The following is a 19,866-nucleotide window of genomic DNA, read 5'->3' as shown; positions in this document are numbered from 1 at the left end:
AAGTGAAGGTAAAATTTTGGATATAGATTAAATAAAAGTTGAGTTACAATTGTACTTAATTTATAATTGTACTGTGATATTTGGAAATATTTTAAAAGAGTTTTATAGGTTGACTTCACCAATCTAAATATATCGTACAAGGATGGTTAGTTTTGCTGGAAATAAGTGAGTTATATAAGGTAAAAGGCGATATTGTAATAAATAATATAACATTTAAAGTTGCGAAGGGCAATTTGATAAATATAGAGTGTAGTGATCAAATAAGTGATTTATTGATTGATCTTATTTTAGACAAAGAGGTACCTACTAAGGGAAAGATATATATTCATGGAGAAGGTAACAAAACTTATATAAGAAAAAATATGAAACACATAGGTGTTGTATTTAGAAAAGAAGGTTTTTATGAAAATATGACTGTAAAATTCTATATGAAATTTTATAAAAATATAACCAATTCTAAAGTTAATTATAAGGAGATAATGGTAAAACTTGCTCTTATAGATATTGAAAATACTAAAATAAACAAGCTTACTTATTCTCAAAAAAGGAGACTTAGTTTTGCAAGGGAATTGCTTAAAGAACCTAAATTTCTAATATTTCAAGAACCTATACTTAACATGGACAGATATGATGCAAAACTTATAATACAAAGTATGGATCAATTGATTTCAGGTGGTGCAATTGTAGTCAATACTTCTGTATCTTTTAAGGATATACTACTTCTTGGTGGAAAATCCTATAGCATAGATGAAAATGGATTAAAAGAAATACAGGGAGAGGAAAACAGCAAGGAAGAATCAGATAGTGGAGATGAGACAGTATATAAAATTGAAAAGATTCCTGCTAAAATTGATGAAAGAATGATTCTCTTTGATCCTATGGAAATAGATTATGTAGAAAGTGAACAGGGTGTAAGTAACTTAAACATAAAAGGAGAAAAGTTTCCATGTATGCTGCCACTTACAGAACTGGAAAAAAGGCTAAAACATTTTGGATTTTTTAGATGTCATAGATCTTATTTGGTAAATCTTCAAAGGGTACGTGAAGTTGTGATGTGGACAAGAAATAGTTATAGTTTAAGTCTCGATGATAAAACTAAAAGTTCTATTCCACTTTCAAAAGGGAGAATGAAAGAGTTAAAAGATATCCTAAATATATGATATTTTTAACTCAAAATGTGAAAATTCAGCTTTAAAAAAGCAGCATTCATAAGTTGTATTACTCTTTTCATGTTGATTTTATGGTTTAATAGCAGCATTTGTATAATAATTAACCATAGTAAAACTGAAAGGAGTTTTTAGCTATGGAAAATATTATTTCTATTAAAAATCTTAGAAAAGATTTTGGGGAAAATACAGCAATTAAAGATTTAACTCTGGATGTTAAAGAAGGAGAAATATTTGGATTTTTAGGACCAAGTGGAGCTGGAAAAACTACTACAATTAAGATACTTACATGCCAATTAGTGCCAACAGGCGGTGATGTGAAAATATTTAATAAAAGTTTACGTTCACAAAAAAAAGATATTTTTAAAAATATAGGAGTGCTTTCAGATAACAGTGGGTTATATGAAAGACTTACAGTTGAAGATAATTTGATACTATTTGCAAATATAAACGGAGTAAAAAAGAAAAATGTAGATGAAATACTTGAAAAAGTGAAAATGACAGAGTATAGAAAAAGGGATGTGAAGAAACTATCTAAAGGAATGAAACAAAGACTTATGATAGCAAGAGCAGTGATTCACAAACCTAAATTGTTATTTCTTGATGAACCTACGTCAGCTTTAGATCCTGGCACGGCTTTAGAAGTTTACAAACTGCTTCTTGAGCTTAATAGAGAAGGGACAACTATATTTTTAACTACTCATAATATGTATGAAGCTGACAAGCTGTGTCATAGAGTAGCTTTCTTAAATGAAGGAGAGATAGTTGATATAGGAGCCCCTAAAAAATTAAAGTTAAAATATGCAAAAGACAATATCAAAGTTGTCTTAAGAGATAATGAAGAAGTAACCGTGAAGAATAATAGGGATGGAGCAATTAAAATTAAAAACTGGATGGAAGATGGAGAGATTTTATCCATTCATTCAATGGAGCCAAATCTTGAAGAAATATTTTTAGATATTACAGGGAGGGAATTATAATGGAATTTTCAATGAGAAGAGTAAATGCATTATTTAGCAAGGAGTTAAAGGAGCTGCCTAAGAATATAAACGTACTTTTTATGGCTGCACTTCCAGTAATATTTTGTGCTATATATTTAAAGATATTTAGAAATGTAATGAATTCACAAGAAGGAAAAATATATATCTTAAATACCATACTTAATATGAATTTAGTTATGGTGGCTACACTTATAATGGCTATGTTAATAGCAGAGGAAAAGGAAAAAAATACATTGAAGACTCTTATGTTAACTTCGCTTTCTCCCGCAGAATTTTTAATTGGAAAGGCACTTATAACTATTTTTATTTCAGTAATTGTAAATATAGCTATATTTTTCATGTTGAAAATTCAAATGCAGTATTTGTTAATGTATTTTATTATAACGATTGTAGTTTTAATTAGTATGGTAGAAATTGGAGCTGTAATTGGAATTGTATCTAAAAATCAAATGGCAACAGGGACTATTGGTACCCCTCTATGCATGTTTCTATTTATGATACCTCTGCTTTCAGGATTAAATAAAACTTTTTATAAAATTGCAACTTTGCTGCCAAATTACAATTCAATGATAATTCTTAAAAAAGTTTTTGATGGCAAAAACATACTTGAAGGTTCTGGTTATAATATATTTGTAATTTTTGCATGGATAGTAGGTTCATCTTTGGTTTTTGCGTATGTTTATAATAGAAATGGAATATCAAGTGATTCTTAGGTTCAGATGGAGTTTGTTTATAAGGATGACTTTCTCCAGCTGAACCTTATTAACAGTATTCTTAGTGTCTTTAGCACTTAGAATACGTTATCCTTTAAGGGAAGAACTTATCCAGGCACGTAGCAGTGATTATCCCCCATTTTGATAGAAGATGGGGGTTTTAGCAATGATAGCGATTGGATATATTATTTTCAGTTTTGTTTAGCTATAATAGACGTATAAAATATTGTTTTTTTTATGCTACAATATATTAGAATGAAATGTACATACATTATACATCTTTTAAGAGGGGTAGCATATGAATAAGACAATTGGATTATTTGCTCATGTAGATGCAGGAAAAACTACTTTAGCTGAGCAAATTTTGTATCATACAAAGAGTATTAAAAATTTAGGAAGAGTAGACCATAAGGATTCATTTTTAGATAATAATGACATAGAGAAGAATAGAGGAATTACCATATTTTCCGATCAAGCTGTATTTAAGTATAAATCTTCTAATTATTATTTGGTAGATACACCTGGACATGCCGATTTTTCATCTGAAATGGAGAGGACTATTGAAATAATGGATTATGCCATTGTTATCATAAGTGCAGTTGAAGGTGTTCAGGCACAGACTGAGATAGTGTGGCAGCTTTTGAAAAAACATGGGATACCTACATTTTTCTTTATAAATAAAGTAGATAGGATTGGAGCAAATGTAGAAGGTATACTTAAAGATATTAGAGTAAACTTAACAGAAGATGTATGTTTTATTTCTGAATCTGTACAGTTAGATAAAATCAGTAAAGAGATTATGGAGTTTGCAGCAGAACGCAGTGATAAACTTCTTCAAAAATATATAGAAGAAGATTTTGAAAATCAGCTGTGGCTGAATTCTATAAGAGATATGATATTTAGGAGTAAATTATTTCCTTGTATGAGTGGCTCTGCCCTTCAAGATAAAGGAATAGATGATTTTCTAGAAAAATTAGATGTGCTTACTTTTACAAATTACAATGATAGAGAAAAATTTCAAGGAATTGTGTATAAAATACGCCATGACAAGCAAAAAAATAAAATTACTTATATAAAAATACTAGAAGGTACTTTAAAAGTTAGAGATGAAATTGCAGTGAATACATCTCAGGATTGCTATGAAAAAGTAACACAAATTAGGATCTGTAATGGTGACAAATTTAAAACAGTAGATGAAGCATCAGCAGGAGAACTTGCTGCAGTATCAGGCCTATCAGATTCAATTGTAGGGTGTGGACTTGGAAATTGCCATAGAAAAGTTAATTATGAGATGGTTCCAGCGTTAAAATCAAGAGTAATATTTGACAAAGGTTTAAATGAAAAAGATGTATTAGCTTGTTTTAAAGTTTTAGAAGAAGAAGATCCTGCGCTTAAAGTAAGTTGCAATGAAAAGCTAGGTGAAATACAGGTAAATATTATGGGAACAATTCAGCTGGAAGTACTTAAAGAACTAGTAAAGGAAAGATTTGATTTAAGCGTAGATTTTGGACCTTGTGAAATTTTATATAAAGAAACCATAGTAGAAGCTTCTTATGGCTGCGGACACTTTGAACCTTTAAGACATTATGCAGAAGTATACCTTAAATTGGAGCCAGGAGAGAGAAATAGTGGTATTTCATTTTACAATGAGTGCAGTGCAGATGACCTAGACATAAATTATCAGAAATTGATAGGCAAACACATTTATGAAAAGGATCATCATGGTATTTTAACAGGCTTTCCCATAACTGATATAAAAATTACACTTATTACAGGAAGATCCCATGTTAAGCATACCTGTGGGGGAGATTTTAGAGAGGCAACTTTTAGAGCACTTAGACAGGGACTTGAAGGTGTGAAAAACATACTTTTAGAACCCTATTATAGATTTAAGATTAAGGTAAGTGCAGATTATATGGGAAGAGTTTTATCCGATATACAAAAGTTAAAAGGCTCTTTTGAAAATCCCGACAATTTAAATGGTGAAATTATTATAACAGGCAGAGGGCCAGTATCTACATTTATGAATTATGCTGTGGAATTTACTTCTTTTACAAAAGGAAGAGGTAAAATTAATTTTGTATTGGATGGATATGATATTTGCCATAATGAAGAAGAAGTTATTGAAAAGATAGGCTATGATAAAAATGCAGATATTGAATATACATCTACTTCAGTATTTTGTTCTAAAGGACAGCCCTTTTTAGTAAAAGGAGATAGAGCAAGAGAATATATGCACTGCTTAAAGTAGATTTTAGTTTTTAGAAAATCATTTGAAGGGGTATTTATAAGAACTTGCATACCACTGTTTGGTGAAAAAATAGTATATTCTTGGAAGGATAGAGCAAAAGGCTATCCAAAGGAGCTTGCAATAAAGAATATTAAAGAAAGTCTGCAATCAATTGATAGTACTCAAGCTGAACTTTATATCCAAAGGCAAAATTCAACATTAATATATGAGCATATTGCAAATTTACAAAAGAATATATTCTTAATACTTCTTGCTTTAAATAAACTATACTTTCCTACATTTAAATGGATGTATAAATCACTTGAGACTTTTAAAATTAAACCTGAAAATATTGAACAAAGATTTAGAGATATTTTTACCTATCCACCAAAGGAGGCATATGAGAATACTTTAGTTATTATAATGGAGACCTTAGATATAATAAATGAAGTATATCCAGAACTTAATACAAGTGTAGTTTTAAGTAAACTAAAATCTGATCGAATACCTCATGACAATCCGGTTAATATTTGGGTTTAACTATCTTTAACGACGTAATATTCTTATTATTGTTTATTAAGTTGCAACTTTAAAAATATAAAATATTATGCAAGAACTATAAGTTAATATAAGAAAGTGGGGGTAAGTATGAGAGCACCATGTCAAGTTTTAGTATTTCCTTATTATATAAATGATAAAGGTATAGAATATGCTATATTTCACAGAAACGATGAAGATTGGTGGCAAGCTATTTCTGGTGGCGGAGAAGATGGTGAAACGATAATGGAATCGGCTAAAAGAGAAGCATGGGAAGAAGGAGGAATTTCTAAGGATTTACCATATGTGAAGTTAGACACAGTTAATTCAATTCCTGCTGAAGAATTTGCAGATAGTATTTATTGGAATGAAAATATCTATGTTATACCTGAAAATTGTTATGGAGTTGAGATAATAGATAAGCAATTAATACTTTCACATGAACATACAGAATATAGGTGGATGAGCTATAATGATGCTATTTCATGTTTAAAATGGGATGGAAATAAAGTAGCACTTTGGGAACTTAATAAAAGACTTAGCAAGAAAATTTAATTGTTAAGATGGAATGCTCTTATTCTACGATATTAGGAGGAGTAATAATGCAAGGAGTTGAGCGTCATAAGGTTAGACTATTGCCTCATTGTGAAGAATGGAAAGAGGAATTTGAAGAAGTAAAAAAATAATTGAAAGAAATTTTCGGGGATAACGTAAATGATATACAGCATGTAGGCAGCACCTCAATTAGTGGTATCTACGCTAAGCCAATACTTGACATTGCTATAGTACTAAAATCATTTGAAGATATGAACATAGAAGGAATGAAAAAGGCAGGTTACGATTATTGTGGTACACAAAACAACAAAAAGAATAGGTATCTTTTGTTTTAAGAGGTGAAGGAGAGATTTCATTAAGGCACATTCATTGTTATGAATCAAACAATGTTGACTTTTATTTTGTGACACGGTTCAGAGATTTCCTAAATGAGCATAAAGAGTATGCTAAAGAGTATAGTGATTTGAAAATATCTTTAGCAAAGCAATACCCGGATGATAGGAATACATATACAGATAAAAAAGAAAGTTTTGTAAGAATGATATATCAAAAAATTGATTCAGGGAAATACAAGGGTGACATAATCAAATAAGCATAATTAGAAATTATTTTACTGTGGAATATTCTTAATATAATTCACTAATCGTAAAATCATCATATATGAACCATTATAATTTATGATGAAGAAAAGAATGTTTATATAATGAACAGGAGTATGTATGTGGAAAATAAAGATATAGTATTTAAAACCAATCAAGGTTGCTTTGTTTATAGGGTTGCGGCAATTATTATCAAAGACAACAGGTTACTTATGGCAAAACATGAAGATTATCCATGTTATTATACAGTTGGGGGAAAAGTTAGAATAAATGAAACCTCGGAGGAAGCCGTTATCCGCGAGTCCTATGAGGAAACAGGAATTGAATTTGAAATTGATAGACTTTCCTTTATCCAAGAAAAGTTTTTTGAAATAGCAGGAGAACATCATCACGAAATTGTGTTTTTTTATTTAATGAAATACATTGATGGAATAAATATTTTAGATGCTACATATACCGACCAAGGTGAAAAGGAAATTTTACAGTGGATACCTATTGATGAATTGGAGCATATAAATATTGTGCCTAACTTTTTAAAAACTAATTTAACCAAAATAAATGAAAATATTATTCATATTATATCGAAAGAATAGTCTTGTTAAATGAGTATGCCCATAGTTCACAATGTTCTTATATTGATTATTAAATTGCAACTTTAAAATCAAATGGAGGTTAAAATGGATATTTCATATTTTTTAGATAACATAAAACAATGGGTAAATCAAAATGAGGACATAAAATTATTAATTTTATTAATGACTTTGGAAAAGTAAATTATATAACATACAGATAAATGGTAAATTTGTAAAGGAGATTATATGATAGATTATAGTGAACAAAATAAAAAGGCTTGGGAATATAATGCATATGATTTTTGGGTAAATACATCAGGAAAACCATATGATAGAGCTAAGAAAGGTTTAGAAGATCCGATAAGAATGTTGAAAAGATATGCAGGCTATTTTGATACTTATGAAGGCATTAAAATTGCTAATATTTGCGGTTCATGTGGTAAAAAAGTAATTCCATTAGCAATTTTTGGTTCAGAAGTTACAATCTTTGATATTTTAGAAGATAATAAAAAGTATGCACTTGAAGTTGCAGATGAAGCCAATGTTGATATTGATTTTATAGTTGGTGATGTATTGAAAATTGATATGAACAAATATGAAAAATATTTTGATGTGGTCTTTATGGAAGGAGGAATCCTGCATTATTTTCATGATATCAACCAATTTATGAAAATAATGCAGCAGCTTTTAAAAACAAATGGAAAAATGATTTGTAGTGATTTTCACCCGTTTCAAAAAATATCAGATATACTAGGGCTAGAACAGCCGACAATGAGTTATTTTTCAACAGATGTATTTGAAGGTGAAATGGCTCATGCAAGATTTTTTCCAGATGAGATTCGCAGACAAATGCCATTATGTAGTTATAGAAAATATACCATTAGTGAAATCATTAATGCAGTTATAGAAAATGGATTTACTCTTAATAGATTTGACGAACATCCATCTTGGACAAATGAAGATATACCTGGAGAGTTTACAATTATAGCAAAGAAGAATTAGGTGTAAATAAGGAGAATCAATATGAATGAAAAAATTCCTAATATCCTAAGGTCTATGTTATATGAATATGAGGCAAGTTTAAAAAAATATTTTGGAAGTAAGATATTTGGTGTGTACCTCTATAATTCTGTTGCTTTAGGTGGTTTTGATAAGGATAAAAGTGATATTGACTTTATTACAATACTAAACAAAGATTTTGAAGACAAAGATATATCAATAGTAACTCTTATACATAATGATTAAATAGTAAATTTAAATATGCTAAAAGAATGGAAGGTATGTATCTTACTAAAAATAAGGTAGGAAAACCTAATTCCGAAATAGAACCTTATTTATATTTTTGTGATGAAAAATTTAATAGTTATGGTTATTATGATATAAATTATGTTACTTGGTGGACATTAAAATATAATGGAATACCTATAAATAGTCCTAATGTTAGCAGCCTAAATATAAATGTTCAGTGGAATAATATTGTAGAAACAATGAATTATAATTTAAATAGTTATTGGAAAAAGAAATTGTGTGAAAAGAATATATTTTTATCAGATGAATGGATTGAATTTGCTGTTTTGACATTATGCAGAATATTATACACCCTTGATAATAAAAGCATAGCTACTAAAATTGAATCTGCTAAGTATACAATAATGAGTATTCCTGATGATCAACGATCAAAACACAGGTTGCCTATTGAAAGTTTAAATAAGACTTATATAATTCCAGAGTTTTTTAAAATTAAAGTATTAGGCAGTATAGTCGGTATTGAACATATTGTTACCAAAGAATAATATCGATGATTTTATGCATAACTTTTAGTTCGGAATCTGAAATTATTACGAATTAGTTAGACAAAATTGTTCTTTGAAAATTAAATAATACGGTGTAATATATAATAAATGTTAGTTAATACAGAATAATAAAAAATTATGTAACAAATCACATTAGAAAAGAGTGATAATAATGGCTGTTAAGAAAGTATTTTGGGAAAATCCATACTTAACTGAGATTGAAGCAAAGGTAAAGAGTGTTGATAATAATGTCGTTACCCTTGACCAAACAATAGCCTTTGCCTTTTTAGGAGGACAACAATCTGACTCAGGAACAATAGGTGGAGTCAAAATTATTAAAGCAAGAAAAGAAGGAAAAGAAATTTTCTATACTCTTGAGCAAAATCATAATTTGAAACCAAATCAAAATGTTATGGTTGAAATTGATTGGGAAAAAAGATATAAACTAATGAAATTACATTTTGCGGCAGAAATTGTTTTGGAGTTAGTTTACCAGAATTATAATCATCCCGAAAAAATTGGTGCAAATATTACTGAAGAAAAAGCAAGAGTAGATTTCTTTTGGAAGGGAAATATATCTGAAATTTTTCCAGAACTTATGAATAAAATAAACAATCTCATTGATTCAAACTTAGACATAACAAGTACTTTTGAAGATGAGGAAACTGAAAGAAGATACTGGTTAATAGAAGGATTTGCTAAAGTTCCTTGCGGAGGAACTCATTTAAAGAAGACAGGAGAAATATGTTCTATATCTTTGAAAAGAAAAAACTTGGGTTGTGGAAAAGAAAGAATTGAAATTTATCTTCAACCTTAATAATAATTTTAAGTTAGTACACAATCTTCCTATTTAACATAACAATTAAAAAGTAAATAATTTACTGAAACGCCGTATTATTTAAAAAATTTTACGGCGTTTTTATGTTCGTAATACAAAAATTATATGTATTATGAACATAAATTTGAATGTATAGATGCTATTTGAAAATTGAATAATGCTGTGTTCAAAAGTAAAGTTATTTTATACTTGTTCCAATAAAGTGTAAAATTAGATCTATGTAAATATGGTACAATTATTATAAGTTAATGTAAAATAGAAGCATTATTGGCATAAATAATATCTATAGGAGTGAATAGGAATGACGTTAAACATTGTTTTAACTCCATGCAAAGTCATAGGGTAGAGCTTGCATGGAGGAATGATCTACTTGATTTTGACTTTGCCTTTTCAATATTAATATTGAAAAGGAGTAAAGTTGAGATGAAAAATAATTATTTTAATAGTGAACTAAAAAATTTTTATATATTTATGATAGGACAATTTGTATCTCAGTTTGGGAACAAGCTTACAAGTTATGGATTGATTCTCTGGTCATATAAGCAAAGTGGATCTGTTTTGTTTATGTCATTACTTTCGGTATGCTATTTGGTACCAGAAGTATTATTTAATTTTATTGCAGGCACCATTAGTGATTGCTGGAACAAGAAAAAAATTTTGTTGATTTCAGATGTTATAGCAGCTATGTTTTCATTAAGTATAATTCTTATGATGATTACAAATACACTTAAAATAGAGAATCTATACGTTATAAATTTTATGCTTGGAATAACGGATGCATTTCAAAATCGAGCTTCAGATGTTGTGGTATCTGCAATTCTAAAGATAATTATATTAAAACGAATAGCATGTTTAGCTTCTGTGATTCTTTTACAGGAATATTTGCCCCCATTGTTACTATTGCACTTTATGGGTTGGAGCCTATTATAGCTATAGATTTATCGACATTTGTTTTTGAATTTGTCGCTTTAGTCTTTTTTGTTAAAATTCCGTCAGTACATGTATCTAGAGAAATAAAAAAAGATGGTTTATGGAAACAATGCAAATCTGGTATGCAGTATTTATTTAAAAGTCGGGGCATATTCAGCCTTATTTTATTTATGGCGTTTGTCAATTTTATTGCAGCAATTTACAATACGAATCTGGGTCCAATGGTACTATCTAGAACTGATAATAATTACAATGAACTTGGAATTGTAAGCAGTACGGAAAGTATTGCAGTACTGATTGGCAGCCTTCTTGTTGTAAAAATGCCGCAGACATCTAAAAGGATACCTCTTATCTTAAATGTAATGACATTTTCATTCTTGTTTGGTGATAGTCTTCTGGGAATTGGTCACAATTATTATGTATGGACAATAGCAGTATTTGTCGGAAGTTTGCTGGTACCATTATTAATGGCTAATGTTGATCATATAATGAGAACAAAAGTACCATTTGAGATGCAAGGAAGAGTATTTTCAGCACGAATATTTTACAATATATGTTAATTCCAATAGGCAATCTGTCAGGTGTTTTTTTAGCCGATAAAGTGCTTGAGCCATATATGAAAAAATTCGATTTGATTCCAGCATTATTAGCAAAATTAGTTGGTAATAGTAATGGAAGTGGTATTGCTTTACTATATGTATGTGTTGGCCTCATCAGCTTTGTAGGATGTTGCTTATTTAGATTAAACAAAAGTATGAGAAAACTAGATGGTGTATGTAAAATGAGAGAGAATTAATTTGGATTCTTTATTTTTAAGAATTTAATTATAAAAGTCAAATGATTTACTAAAACACTTTTTATATCAATTAAAGCACAATCGTAAATAATTGCTACATAGAGGTTATTTAATTAATATTTTATAAATAGTAGTTTGCGGAGGAATAAGAAAATGATAAAAGATAGTTCAACCAAATGTTGGAATCAGGTGAATATAGACGAATGGATTGAAAAAGCCCAAACAAATGATTTTAGAATATATTACATAATGCCATACACATTAGAAAAACTTGGAGATATCAAAGGTAAATATATTCTTGATTTAGGATGTGGTGAGGGTGGTTATTCGAGAGCATTATCACATAAGGGAGCAATCGTTACGGCTGCTGACTGTTCAGAAGTTTTTATTGAGTACGCAAAAAATAAAGCAAAAGAAGAAGGTTTAAGGATTGAGCATTGTGTTCTTAATTCAAATACACTAAATGTAATTGACGACAATTATTACGATATAGTGCTTTGCTCGATGATGTTAATGGATGTTGAAGATTTGGATGGTACTTTAAAGGAAATTCATCGTGTTTTAAAGCAAAATGGAAAGGTATTCATTTCTATATTGCATCCATGCTTCAAGGGCAAAGAAACTAAATGGATGTTAAATAATGAAAATATAGAGGTACTTGTTTCTGATTATCATAATCCAAAAGAATGGGTTGGAGAAATCAAAGGAATGAATGCTCCAATTTTATATAGACATAGGACTTTGTCAGATTATATAAAAGCGTTTGTCAAAAATGGTTTTAAGTTGACTGATATGAACGAACCAATACCAACACAAGAACAGGCTCAAATGTCATCGAGAGTCGCTTGGTTGAAGAAAATACCGATGTATTTGTTTATAGAATTAGAAAAATAATTTCTTATTTGCAAAGTTAAGTTAATTCACAATATTCTTGTTATGTTCAACAATTATCAATAAAATAAGAATAAACTACATCATGAAACTTATATCCATGATATGGTTTATTTTTTGAAATGAGCAATGAGTCAACTTTATAATGTTATTTTTTCTTTTAATTAAGCAAGCTTATTATATTATAAAAAATGTTATTACGATAAAAGTAAAGCAGTAATTTTCTACACTAGTAAGAATGTAACAAACCATTGAGTTTACTACGTTAATTTAATTTTCTACAAAAAAATAGGTTATTATATGTATGAAGAAGAAGTCATTGAAAAAATGGGCTATGATAAAAATGCAGATATTGAATATACATCTACTTCGGTATTTTGTTCTAAAGGACAGCCCTTTTTAGTAAAAGGAGATAGAGCAAGAGAATATATGCACTGTTTAAAGTAGATATATCCTGAAATGCCATAAATCTACTTGTACTTTTACATCAATCCCGTTTAACTATTCAGTGGAATATACGATGATTAAATATAATTTAGGGGGACACCCTTAAAATTTTTATTTTGTTCGTATAATTTTATAGATGAGGTGATGTAATGGCAGATATTGCTCATTTACTCCATGAAAACAGAGATGAATTTATTAGTGAAAATAAAAATTTTATATATAAATGTACTTATACTATTTCAAAAAGATATCTTCAATGGGAAAATGATGATGAACTGAGCATTGCTTTGATTGCATTTAACAAAGCTTGTGATAATTATACAGAAACAAAGGGAAATTTTTATGCATATGCAAAAATTATAATTAGGAATGCATTAATTGATTATTTTAGAAAAAATAAAAATTCACCTTTACTTACTTTTGACGATAGTGACTGCAGTATGGAAAAATTAAATAATGCCAATTCCATAACAAGTTTTCAATTGGAATTGGAAAATAAAAATAGAGCAGATGAAATTATTGAATTAAATAAAAAACTTATGGAATATAAAATCGATTTTAGCAGTCTTGTAAATAATAGTCCAAAGCATAAGGATACAAGAGACAGTATTTTAAAACTTGTGTTAAAGATATGCAGCAATAGTGAAATTAGTAATTTTGTATTGAATAAAAAGCAGCTGCCCATTAAGCAAATTTGTATATATACTGGATGTAACAAAAAATTTATTGACAAGTGGAGAAAGTATATTATTGCTCTATTTATATTATTTAGCAGCGAAAATTTTATGTATATAAGGTCCTATTTAAATGTAAAAGTGGGTGAGAATGATGGGTAAAAAGGAAGGCATAGTAGTAAGTGTAGAAGGAAAATATGCTAATTTACTTACTCCTTATGGTGAATTTATAAAAGTAAAATCCAGTGGAAAAAGGCTTCATGTTGGCGAAAAATTTGAGGGAGATGAAGTTCTTCACAGATTAAGTTTTTTTAATACAAGAAAGATAATAGCAGCAGCTTGTATAATGTTTGTATTATTAATAGGTGGTGGTGTAAAAGCCTACTATACTCCTGCAGCTACTGTTTTAGTAAATATAAATCCTAGCATTGAGCTAAAGGTGAATTTTTTAAATAAAATCATTTCTTTTAAAGGGTTAAATGGTGATGGAAATAAAATATTGAGTGAAGTGAAAATAAATAATGACAATATAAACGATGCTTTAAAAGTAATAATTGATCAAGCTAAAAAGGATAAATTTATTGATAAGAATTATGCGAAAACTATATCAATTGACATTAGTGGTAAAAACATAGATGTTTCTGATTTCAAATCAAATATGGCATCTTCTAATTTAAGTGTAAAAATTGAAACTAATGGTAATATTATTTTAAATAATAAACCAAAGGATAATTCTACTAACAAGAACTTAAATAGCAGTGATAAAGCTGCTGCTAAAGAAAATACTCCAAGCAGTCAAAAACATTTAAGTGATAAAAAAGAGGATAAAACATTAAATAATAGCACCAGTAGTGAAAATAAATTTAAGAATGAAAGTAAGTCATCAAGTGTAGGCAATTCTTCAAGTGAAAGTAATTCTAGCTCATATAAAGAAAAAGACAAGAGTGGATCTAATGCAAAACAGCTACAAGACTCAGATAGCAGTAAAGTTAAAGAAAGTCAAAATTCAAATAAAAAAACTGAGGAAAATGTGAGTAGCAAGCAAAATGATAGCTCCAATAAAGATAATTCCCACCAGCAGAATTCTAATGGAAATAAGAAAAAATAAAAGAGCAAGACCTGTGGAAAATAATCTTACAGGTCTTACTCTTTATTTTTTTACAGCTTGGTTTAGTGCATTTTGTACTGCATCTGTGAACCCTTTGCTGCTATAGGTAGCTCCAGACACTGCATCAACAGAAGTTGATTGTGTTGAAATTATTTCACTAGGCAATGTACTTTCTACATTTTGATAAAACCTAGGTGTATCTTCTGTAGATACTGTTTGAGTATCAGTAATTTTACCATTTTTTATAGTAACAGATACTTTTGTTGTACCTCCTCTAAAGCCAGTTCCAGTTCCAGTATAAGTTCCGTCTTTATATTTACCTTGTACTGTATTGGAAGAAGATGTACTTGTATTCTCGTTGGAAGCACTTTCCTGGACCATAGTTTGAGTAGTAGCTACATTATTTATGGAAGAGGCGTTTTGCCTGCTTAACATAGTATTTCCCAGGTTTATAAGACCGTAAGTTCCAATAAATAGAGTTAAAGCAATTGAACATGCAAGTTTTGAATCTACATTTTCTCCAATTATGCTTACACTAGTATTTTTCCTAGGACATTCCTCTATGCATTTTAAGCAATTTATACATTCTCCACCATGTACGCTATTTGTACTATAAAGTTTTAATCCCATAGAACAATTATTTGTACATACCCTGCATTTACCACATTTATCATTAGGTTTTTTGATTTTGAATATACTTATTTTAGAGAACAGGGAGAATACAGCACCTAAAGGACACAAATATCTGCAAAAAAATCTTTCAATAAAAATATCGCCTAAAGTTATTAGAACTAAAAGTACAAAGCCTATAGTTAAAGTTGATATAACTTTAGAAAAATCAGTTATTTGAGCAAATGCATCCCAGGGACTTGTACCTTGTAAAAAATTACTTCCACTATTGTATCCAGCAATTAGAAGTAATAACAGCACTACGTATTTTACATATTTGAGTTTAGAGTCTAGTTTTTCACTTATTTTAAAATTAATTTTAAATATTCTTTTCGATATAATATGAACCCAATCATTAAAAGTACCGAAGGCACAAAACCATCCACAGAAAAACCTGCCTGCAAAAATAGTAAATAGTATACATATTGAAAATTCCAGTAACTGTGGGAATGCTTGAATGAAATTAAAGTTTCCTTTAACAATCATCTGAAAAATATTTTTTAATTCACTAAAGGCCATTATGTAAAGGCCGGGTAGTAAAAAAAATAAAATTAATTGTACAATGTGTCTTGTAATTTGTATTTTCCTTATTTTTTTTGCCATCTTTATAGCTCCTTTTCAATTTATAGTTTTGGTGTTTCACTATAAAATTAAATTATTATAGAGCTATTATAAAAGGATAATCTTAAAAATAGATTAAAATTAAATAATTTTGCTTAAAATCCTCCAGCTCCACCGCCTCCAGCCGCACCATCACTGCTGCTTCCAGAGGAATTATCTGATGAAACAATTGAATTACCTGAAGATCCTGTATTAAAAGAATTGTATATATTATTGCTAAAGGTGTCGTCTTTGTCAAAGGTAGAACTGTCAAAAATTAAATAGTAGTATAGCCATCCCATATCATCATCTGAAGGAGTTTTAAAAGAATTTCTAAGCTTAGACATACTATTTTGTTTTATATTTAAGGCTTCTGCATAGGGAATATAGGTTTCAATGGTGGCATTTCCTATATTATATTCTAAGTCCATATTTTGCACATGAGATTTAAATTTCATCCATTTTTTATATTGAGATTGTCCATAAGCACTTTTTTTACAGCAGCACATTGATCCATAGACAATCATAAAAATTGATATAATTAAGCTGAAGATACCTGCATGAGCTTCAGTCATAAGTGAAATAGTTGAAAAGATCAATTCAACTACAGCAAGAATAATTATAAATATTCCTGCTTTGGAAGCTTCAACATCATAATAATTTCGTGATTTGGCTTCTTCTTTTATAAGGTTTAGCCAGTTTGCAAAATTACTATGAGATGAGGATATTTTACAATGCTTTTTAATTTCCAGGGTACTTACATTTTGGCCACTGCCCATTATGTCAAATATCCAATGCATAAAGTATTTTTCGTGTTTTAGTAGTAGCCAATCGGGTTCTTTATTTTTTATAATTAAGAAGTTTAGTTTTTTCTTAGCAGCATCCAATATGTTTTTCTCAATAGTTAAGTAACCTTTTCTCCATAAGTCAAGTATTGTAGCGTAGATAGTTCTTCCGTTTATAGTTCTGGCAACTAAATAAGCTGCAACTGCAGGTGTACAATCCTCAGGAATTTCAACAGGGGAGTATGCACTATAAGATGTATCTGTAATTTTGTTAAGTTTTTTTGATGTTTTAAATATCAAGAAAAGGGAAAGAAGACATAATACTACACTTATAATGTTTAATATATTTCTTACAAATATAGCATGAGCTATTTTTTGTTGCTTTTGTTTTTCATAATTTGCTTCTTGACTTAAAATTGTATTTAGCAAATTTTTATTATTTACATTTTTACATAAAGGTATTAACTTGCTTGGAAAAAGCAACCTTACCTGAACGAGCTCCTTTGATTTTACATGATGAAAGAAGTAATCTACATTTCCATTTCTTATAATGCATTCTCCATTTGCAATACCATGGTAATAAGCTTTTATATATTGCTTGTCAATATTTTCTGGAAGATTAATATGTATCTTTAAATTGTCTACTTTAGTTTCATTATAGTTTGACAGGTACGTGTAGTAAAATTCACCAGTATCATTATATTTTACTGATACATTTTTTATAGTATAGGTTATTTTAAAAGTTCTCTTTTCATTTTTTGAAGGACAGTAAATTTTAATTCCATATAAATTTGTACCTTTTGACAATATTTCAAATACACCATTATCTCCGTTTTTAACCTTAGAACTTTCTTTAAATGGAACTTCACTGCCATCATGTGATATAAGTGATACTTTAAGGTTTTTTATACCTTTGGTTCTTATAGTAGATATATCCCGATAGGCTCCATTATAGTTATCTTTAAAATTGTAAGTTATAATTTCTTCTACATCTATAGAACCATCTTCTTTTATAGAGGTATTTACATTGAACATGGATAAGTCCACTCCACTTGAAGCGTAGGCTTTAAAAGAGTGAATGGAAATTGCAAAAAGTAATATAAAGGTACTTATTAAAAATTTTTTAAAAAAAGTCATTATTATTCTCCTATTAATTTTTTTCATAAGTTATAAAACTATATTTTATATTGCCATAACAGTGCTCTTTGAATTCGATTACATGGTAATTGCTTTTGTCAAATTTAGGAAAATAGGTATCGCCTTTTTCATGAGAGTGAATTTTTGTAAGGTATAATTTATTACAGTAGGGGAGTAATTGCTTATAAATTTCTCCTCCACCTGAAACAAAGCTTTCTATAGGAGAATCTTTGTATTTTAAAACGTCTTCAACATGGTGGACTATTTCTACTCTTTCATCTAAAATGTTATAGCTTTTATCTCTTGTAATGACAATATGTTTTCTTTTAGGAAGTATACATGGGAGGGATTCGAAAGTTTTTCTTCCCATTATAATGGATTTACCGTAGGTGATGTCTTTAAATCTTTTTAAATCCTCTGGTATATGCCAGAGTAGTTTATTGTCCCTGCCAAGTGCATAATATTCATTTAAAGCTGCAATTATATGTAACATTATACGATTACCTCCTGCTTATTTAACACTAAAGTATATGTAAATAGTATACCATAATTTCTTATAAATTTTTACAAAAATATTATAGAGTTCCTAATTAATAGTTAGCTTATACGATATTATATAAGTTTAAATTTCAATTAGAAATTCTACAGATTTTCTGACTTATCAATGAATCTTGCTTAGTGGAAAAAGCGACTATCACCAAATCTTTCATTTGGTGATAGTCGCTTTCTCTTTAGAGTTTTGTTTCTTCCACTAAGTTTAGATGAATTACCTGATGGCTATTAGTCCTTCCTTACAATATCCATAATTAAACCATTGACATATACTGCATATATTTTTGAAACTTTCATAAGTTATTTTTTTGCGTATAATATCTAAAAGATCTCTATAGTAGTATACTTTATTTTTCTCTATTTGAAATAGATCTAATACTTTTTTGTCTAAGTGGTCCACTTTATATTGATGTTCACAGGATTTGTCGTCTATATTATGTGGACAGCAAGAACAAAGGATGTCTGTTTTGGCTATAATCTTCACCTGTGTGGAAGGATCCTTTTTTAAAGTATAAACAATCTTACCCATATTTTTAGTGAAATCTTTGCTATAACCGTAGCCCCTATATCCCTGGATACACAATAGATGATGAGCTCTTAATGTTAACATTTTATAAGATTTGTTTTTATGAGAGCGTCTCGAACTCTACTACCTAATATATAAGCAATTATAACTTTTATGGTATCTAAAGGGATAAATGGAAGAGCACCTACTAATATGGACTTTTCTATTGTAATTTTTGTTATAAATGAAAGCTGAAGTACTCCAAGTGCATAACAAAATATTAATGAAAGAATTAAACCCACAATTGATTTAACAAAAGACAGTTCTTTTTCTGAAATTTTCCCTATGATGTAAGCTATAATAGGGTAAGCTATGAGATATCCTCCTGTTGGTCCTAATACTACACTTAAACCACCATGGAAGTTTGCAAATACAGGTACACCAACTGTTCCTAAAAGTACATATACCAATTGAGATAATGCACCAAGTTTACTTCCTAAGATTACTGCAGATATGTAAACTGCTAATATTTGAAAGGTTATAGGTACAGGACTAAAAGGGAGCGGTATAGAAATTTGAGCTAAAATAGCTGTTAAAGCTGTAAATATAGCTGTTGTAGTTATTTCTCTAAGTTTTAAGTTCATATTTTTCCTCCTCAACAATTGTTAACCTATATAATATTTACGTTGACAATAAAATTATAATAATTATTTAAGGAATTGTCAACATGAAATGTATATTGATGTTAACAATTGCTCAAAAAGGATA

Annotated in this window: 25 protein-coding genes and 1 pseudogene; 21 read left to right on the top strand and 5 right to left on the bottom strand. The window is 29.0% G+C overall.

What is annotated here, in order from left to right:
• The first annotated feature begins 152 nt into the window (after positions 1–152).
• The 21 genes and pseudogenes from CLCOS_RS07665 to CLCOS_RS07580 all read left to right on the top strand — a co-directional run bounded on the left by CLCOS_RS07665 (position 153) and on the right by CLCOS_RS07580 (position 14,850).
• Positions 153–1,160 carry a LytTR family transcriptional regulator DNA-binding domain-containing protein gene (locus CLCOS_RS07665; RefSeq protein WP_063600568.1) on the top strand — a complete coding sequence of 336 codons (1,008 nt, stop codon included), beginning with the start codon at positions 153–155 and terminating at the stop codon, positions 1,158–1,160.
• Positions 1,161–1,303: 143 nt separating this feature from the next.
• On the top strand, positions 1,304–2,146 hold the full coding sequence (locus CLCOS_RS07660) for an ABC transporter ATP-binding protein (RefSeq protein WP_063600567.1): 843 nt from the start codon (positions 1,304–1,306) through the stop codon (positions 2,144–2,146).
• Positions 2,146–2,880: an ABC transporter permease gene (locus CLCOS_RS07655; protein ID WP_013239113.1), complete on the top strand. Its 735-nt coding sequence runs from the start codon at positions 2,146–2,148 to the stop codon at positions 2,878–2,880. Before CLCOS_RS07660 ends, CLCOS_RS07655 begins: the two co-directional genes overlap by 1 nt.
• A gap of 298 nt (positions 2,881–3,178) precedes the next feature.
• Positions 3,179–5,131, top strand: a complete 1,953-nt coding sequence (locus tag CLCOS_RS07650) for a GTP-binding protein (protein ID WP_063600566.1) — start codon at positions 3,179–3,181, stop codon at positions 5,129–5,131.
• Positions 5,132–5,410 (top strand): annotated as a pseudogene (locus CLCOS_RS23170) (hypothetical protein); the annotation flags it as partial.
• A 9-nt stretch (positions 5,411–5,419) separates the two neighbouring features.
• Positions 5,420–5,650 carry a hypothetical protein gene (locus CLCOS_RS22780; RefSeq protein ID WP_023161873.1) on the top strand — a complete coding sequence of 77 codons (231 nt, stop codon included), beginning with the start codon at positions 5,420–5,422 and terminating at the stop codon, positions 5,648–5,650.
• A gap of 108 nt (positions 5,651–5,758) precedes the next feature.
• A complete protein-coding gene (locus CLCOS_RS07640) occupies positions 5,759–6,202 on the top strand; it encodes an NUDIX hydrolase (RefSeq protein WP_013239111.1) in 444 nt (147 codons plus the stop codon).
• A gap of 131 nt (positions 6,203–6,333) precedes the next feature.
• Positions 6,334–6,537, top strand: a complete 204-nt coding sequence (locus CLCOS_RS22965; protein WP_063600565.1) for a GrpB family protein — start codon at positions 6,334–6,336, stop codon at positions 6,535–6,537.
• Positions 6,538–6,551: 14 nt separating this feature from the next.
• Positions 6,552–6,794, top strand: coding sequence for a GrpB family protein (locus CLCOS_RS22960; protein WP_082853507.1), 243 nt, complete (start codon positions 6,552–6,554; stop codon positions 6,792–6,794).
• Between the two features lie 129 nt (positions 6,795–6,923).
• Positions 6,924–7,394 carry an NUDIX hydrolase gene (locus tag CLCOS_RS07630; protein WP_153042918.1) on the top strand — a complete coding sequence of 157 codons (471 nt, stop codon included), beginning with the start codon at positions 6,924–6,926 and terminating at the stop codon, positions 7,392–7,394.
• Between the two features lie 225 nt (positions 7,395–7,619).
• Positions 7,620–8,375: a class I SAM-dependent methyltransferase gene (locus tag CLCOS_RS07625; RefSeq protein WP_063600563.1), complete on the top strand. Its 756-nt coding sequence runs from the start codon at positions 7,620–7,622 to the stop codon at positions 8,373–8,375.
• Positions 8,376–8,396: 21 nt separating this feature from the next.
• Positions 8,397–8,618 carry a hypothetical protein gene (locus CLCOS_RS07620; RefSeq protein ID WP_013239107.1) on the top strand — a complete coding sequence of 74 codons (222 nt, stop codon included), beginning with the start codon at positions 8,397–8,399 and terminating at the stop codon, positions 8,616–8,618.
• A 26-nt stretch (positions 8,619–8,644) separates the two neighbouring features.
• Entirely contained in the window at positions 8,645–9,166 is a 522-nt protein-coding gene (locus tag CLCOS_RS07615) for an aminoglycoside adenylyltransferase domain-containing protein (RefSeq protein WP_023161871.1), read from the top strand.
• Positions 9,167–9,338: 172 nt separating this feature from the next.
• Positions 9,339–9,983, top strand: a complete 645-nt coding sequence (locus CLCOS_RS07610) for an alanyl-tRNA editing protein (RefSeq protein ID WP_063600562.1) — start codon at positions 9,339–9,341, stop codon at positions 9,981–9,983.
• Positions 9,984–10,427: 444 nt separating this feature from the next.
• Positions 10,428–10,934 (top strand): MFS transporter, encoded by a 507-nt coding sequence (locus CLCOS_RS07605; RefSeq protein ID WP_013239104.1) that lies wholly within the window; start codon positions 10,428–10,430, stop codon positions 10,932–10,934.
• On the top strand, positions 10,853–11,494 hold the full coding sequence (locus CLCOS_RS07600; RefSeq protein WP_193756604.1) for a hypothetical protein: 642 nt from the start codon (positions 10,853–10,855) through the stop codon (positions 11,492–11,494). Before CLCOS_RS07605 ends, CLCOS_RS07600 begins: the two co-directional genes overlap by 82 nt.
• Before the next feature lie 56 nt (positions 11,495–11,550).
• Positions 11,551–11,730 (top strand): hypothetical protein, encoded by a 180-nt coding sequence (locus tag CLCOS_RS07595; RefSeq protein ID WP_144289729.1) that lies wholly within the window; start codon positions 11,551–11,553, stop codon positions 11,728–11,730.
• Positions 11,731–11,883: 153 nt separating this feature from the next.
• The gene (locus CLCOS_RS07590; protein ID WP_013239102.1) at positions 11,884–12,624 is read left to right on the top strand and encodes a class I SAM-dependent methyltransferase; all 741 of its coding nucleotides are present in this window, start codon (positions 11,884–11,886) and stop codon (positions 12,622–12,624) included.
• Positions 12,625–12,921: 297 nt separating this feature from the next.
• The gene (locus CLCOS_RS21435) at positions 12,922–13,068 is read left to right on the top strand and encodes a hypothetical protein (RefSeq protein WP_183128107.1); all 147 of its coding nucleotides are present in this window, start codon (positions 12,922–12,924) and stop codon (positions 13,066–13,068) included.
• Positions 13,069–13,217: 149 nt separating this feature from the next.
• Positions 13,218–13,904: an RNA polymerase sigma-I factor gene (gene sigI, locus CLCOS_RS07585; RefSeq protein ID WP_063600560.1), complete on the top strand. Its 687-nt coding sequence runs from the start codon at positions 13,218–13,220 to the stop codon at positions 13,902–13,904.
• Entirely contained in the window at positions 13,894–14,850 is a 957-nt protein-coding gene (locus CLCOS_RS07580; protein ID WP_029169946.1) for an anti-sigma-I factor RsgI family protein, read from the top strand. Before sigI ends, CLCOS_RS07580 begins: the two co-directional genes overlap by 11 nt.
• 42 nt (positions 14,851–14,892) lie before the next feature.
• Here the strand turns inward: CLCOS_RS07580 and CLCOS_RS07575 are convergent, their stop codons facing one another.
• From CLCOS_RS07575 to CLCOS_RS07555, 5 genes are all read right to left on the bottom strand, one after another.
• A complete protein-coding gene (locus tag CLCOS_RS07575) occupies positions 14,893–16,122 on the bottom strand; it encodes a 4Fe-4S binding protein (RefSeq protein WP_013239099.1) in 1,230 nt (409 codons plus the stop codon).
• Positions 16,123–16,235: 113 nt separating this feature from the next.
• Positions 16,236–18,041, bottom strand: coding sequence for a DUF2207 domain-containing protein (locus tag CLCOS_RS07570; protein WP_063600559.1), 1,806 nt, complete (start codon positions 18,039–18,041; stop codon positions 16,236–16,238).
• Between the two features lie 13 nt (positions 18,042–18,054).
• The gene (locus tag CLCOS_RS07565) at positions 18,055–18,534 is read right to left on the bottom strand and encodes a dihydrofolate reductase (RefSeq protein ID WP_063600558.1); all 480 of its coding nucleotides are present in this window, start codon (positions 18,532–18,534) and stop codon (positions 18,055–18,057) included.
• Between the two features lie 273 nt (positions 18,535–18,807).
• Entirely contained in the window at positions 18,808–19,203 is a 396-nt protein-coding gene (locus tag CLCOS_RS07560) for a DUF1284 domain-containing protein (protein WP_013239096.1), read from the bottom strand.
• Positions 19,197–19,742: a biotin transporter BioY gene (locus CLCOS_RS07555; RefSeq protein ID WP_063600557.1), complete on the bottom strand. Its 546-nt coding sequence runs from the start codon at positions 19,740–19,742 to the stop codon at positions 19,197–19,199. The genes CLCOS_RS07560 and CLCOS_RS07555 overlap by 7 nt, the downstream gene beginning before the upstream one ends.
• Positions 19,743–19,866 lie beyond the last annotated feature (124 nt).

Source organism: Clostridium coskatii (genome assembly GCF_001675205.1).
Taxonomy (GTDB): Bacteria; Bacillota; Clostridia; order Clostridiales; family Clostridiaceae; genus Clostridium_B; species Clostridium_B ljungdahlii.
This window is presented reverse-complemented; position numbering and strand designations above follow the sequence as displayed.

Coding starts and splice junctions, on each gene's coding strand:
- CLCOS_RS07660 (WP_063600567.1), top strand. CDS start 1,304: ATGGAAAATATTATTTCTATTAAAAATCTTAGAAAAGATTTTGGGGAA.
- CLCOS_RS07655 (WP_013239113.1), top strand. CDS start 2,146: ATGGAATTTTCAATGAGAAGAGTAAATGCATTATTTAGCAAGGAGTTA.
- CLCOS_RS07650 (WP_063600566.1), top strand. CDS start 3,179: ATGAATAAGACAATTGGATTATTTGCTCATGTAGATGCAGGAAAAACT.
- CLCOS_RS22780 (WP_023161873.1), top strand. CDS start 5,420: ATGTATAAATCACTTGAGACTTTTAAAATTAAACCTGAAAATATTGAA.
- CLCOS_RS07640 (WP_013239111.1), top strand. CDS start 5,759: ATGAGAGCACCATGTCAAGTTTTAGTATTTCCTTATTATATAAATGAT.
- CLCOS_RS07625 (WP_063600563.1), top strand. CDS start 7,620: ATGATAGATTATAGTGAACAAAATAAAAAGGCTTGGGAATATAATGCA.
- CLCOS_RS07620 (WP_013239107.1), top strand. CDS start 8,397: ATGAATGAAAAAATTCCTAATATCCTAAGGTCTATGTTATATGAATAT.
- CLCOS_RS07615 (WP_023161871.1), top strand. CDS start 8,645: ATGGAAGGTATGTATCTTACTAAAAATAAGGTAGGAAAACCTAATTCC.
- CLCOS_RS07610 (WP_063600562.1), top strand. CDS start 9,339: ATGGCTGTTAAGAAAGTATTTTGGGAAAATCCATACTTAACTGAGATT.
- CLCOS_RS07605 (WP_013239104.1), top strand. CDS start 10,428: ATGAAAAATAATTATTTTAATAGTGAACTAAAAAATTTTTATATATTT.
- CLCOS_RS07600 (WP_193756604.1), top strand. CDS start 10,853: ATGTTTAGCTTCTGTGATTCTTTTACAGGAATATTTGCCCCCATTGTT.
- CLCOS_RS07595 (WP_144289729.1), top strand. CDS start 11,551: ATGAAAAAATTCGATTTGATTCCAGCATTATTAGCAAAATTAGTTGGT.
- CLCOS_RS07590 (WP_013239102.1), top strand. CDS start 11,884: ATGATAAAAGATAGTTCAACCAAATGTTGGAATCAGGTGAATATAGAC.
- CLCOS_RS21435 (WP_183128107.1), top strand. CDS start 12,922: ATGTATGAAGAAGAAGTCATTGAAAAAATGGGCTATGATAAAAATGCA.
- sigI (WP_063600560.1), top strand. CDS start 13,218: ATGGCAGATATTGCTCATTTACTCCATGAAAACAGAGATGAATTTATT.
- CLCOS_RS07580 (WP_029169946.1), top strand. CDS start 13,894: ATGATGGGTAAAAAGGAAGGCATAGTAGTAAGTGTAGAAGGAAAATAT.
- CLCOS_RS07575 (WP_013239099.1), bottom strand. CDS start 16,122: ATGGCAAAAAAAATAAGGAAAATACAAATTACAAGACACATTGTACAA.
- CLCOS_RS07570 (WP_063600559.1), bottom strand. CDS start 18,041: ATGACTTTTTTTAAAAAATTTTTAATAAGTACCTTTATATTACTTTTT.
- CLCOS_RS07565 (WP_063600558.1), bottom strand. CDS start 18,534: ATGTTACATATAATTGCAGCTTTAAATGAATATTATGCACTTGGCAGG.
- CLCOS_RS07560 (WP_013239096.1), bottom strand. CDS start 19,203: ATGTTAACATTAAGAGCTCATCATCTATTGTGTATCCAGGGATATAGG.
- CLCOS_RS07555 (WP_063600557.1), bottom strand. CDS start 19,742: ATGAACTTAAAACTTAGAGAAATAACTACAACAGCTATATTTACAGCT.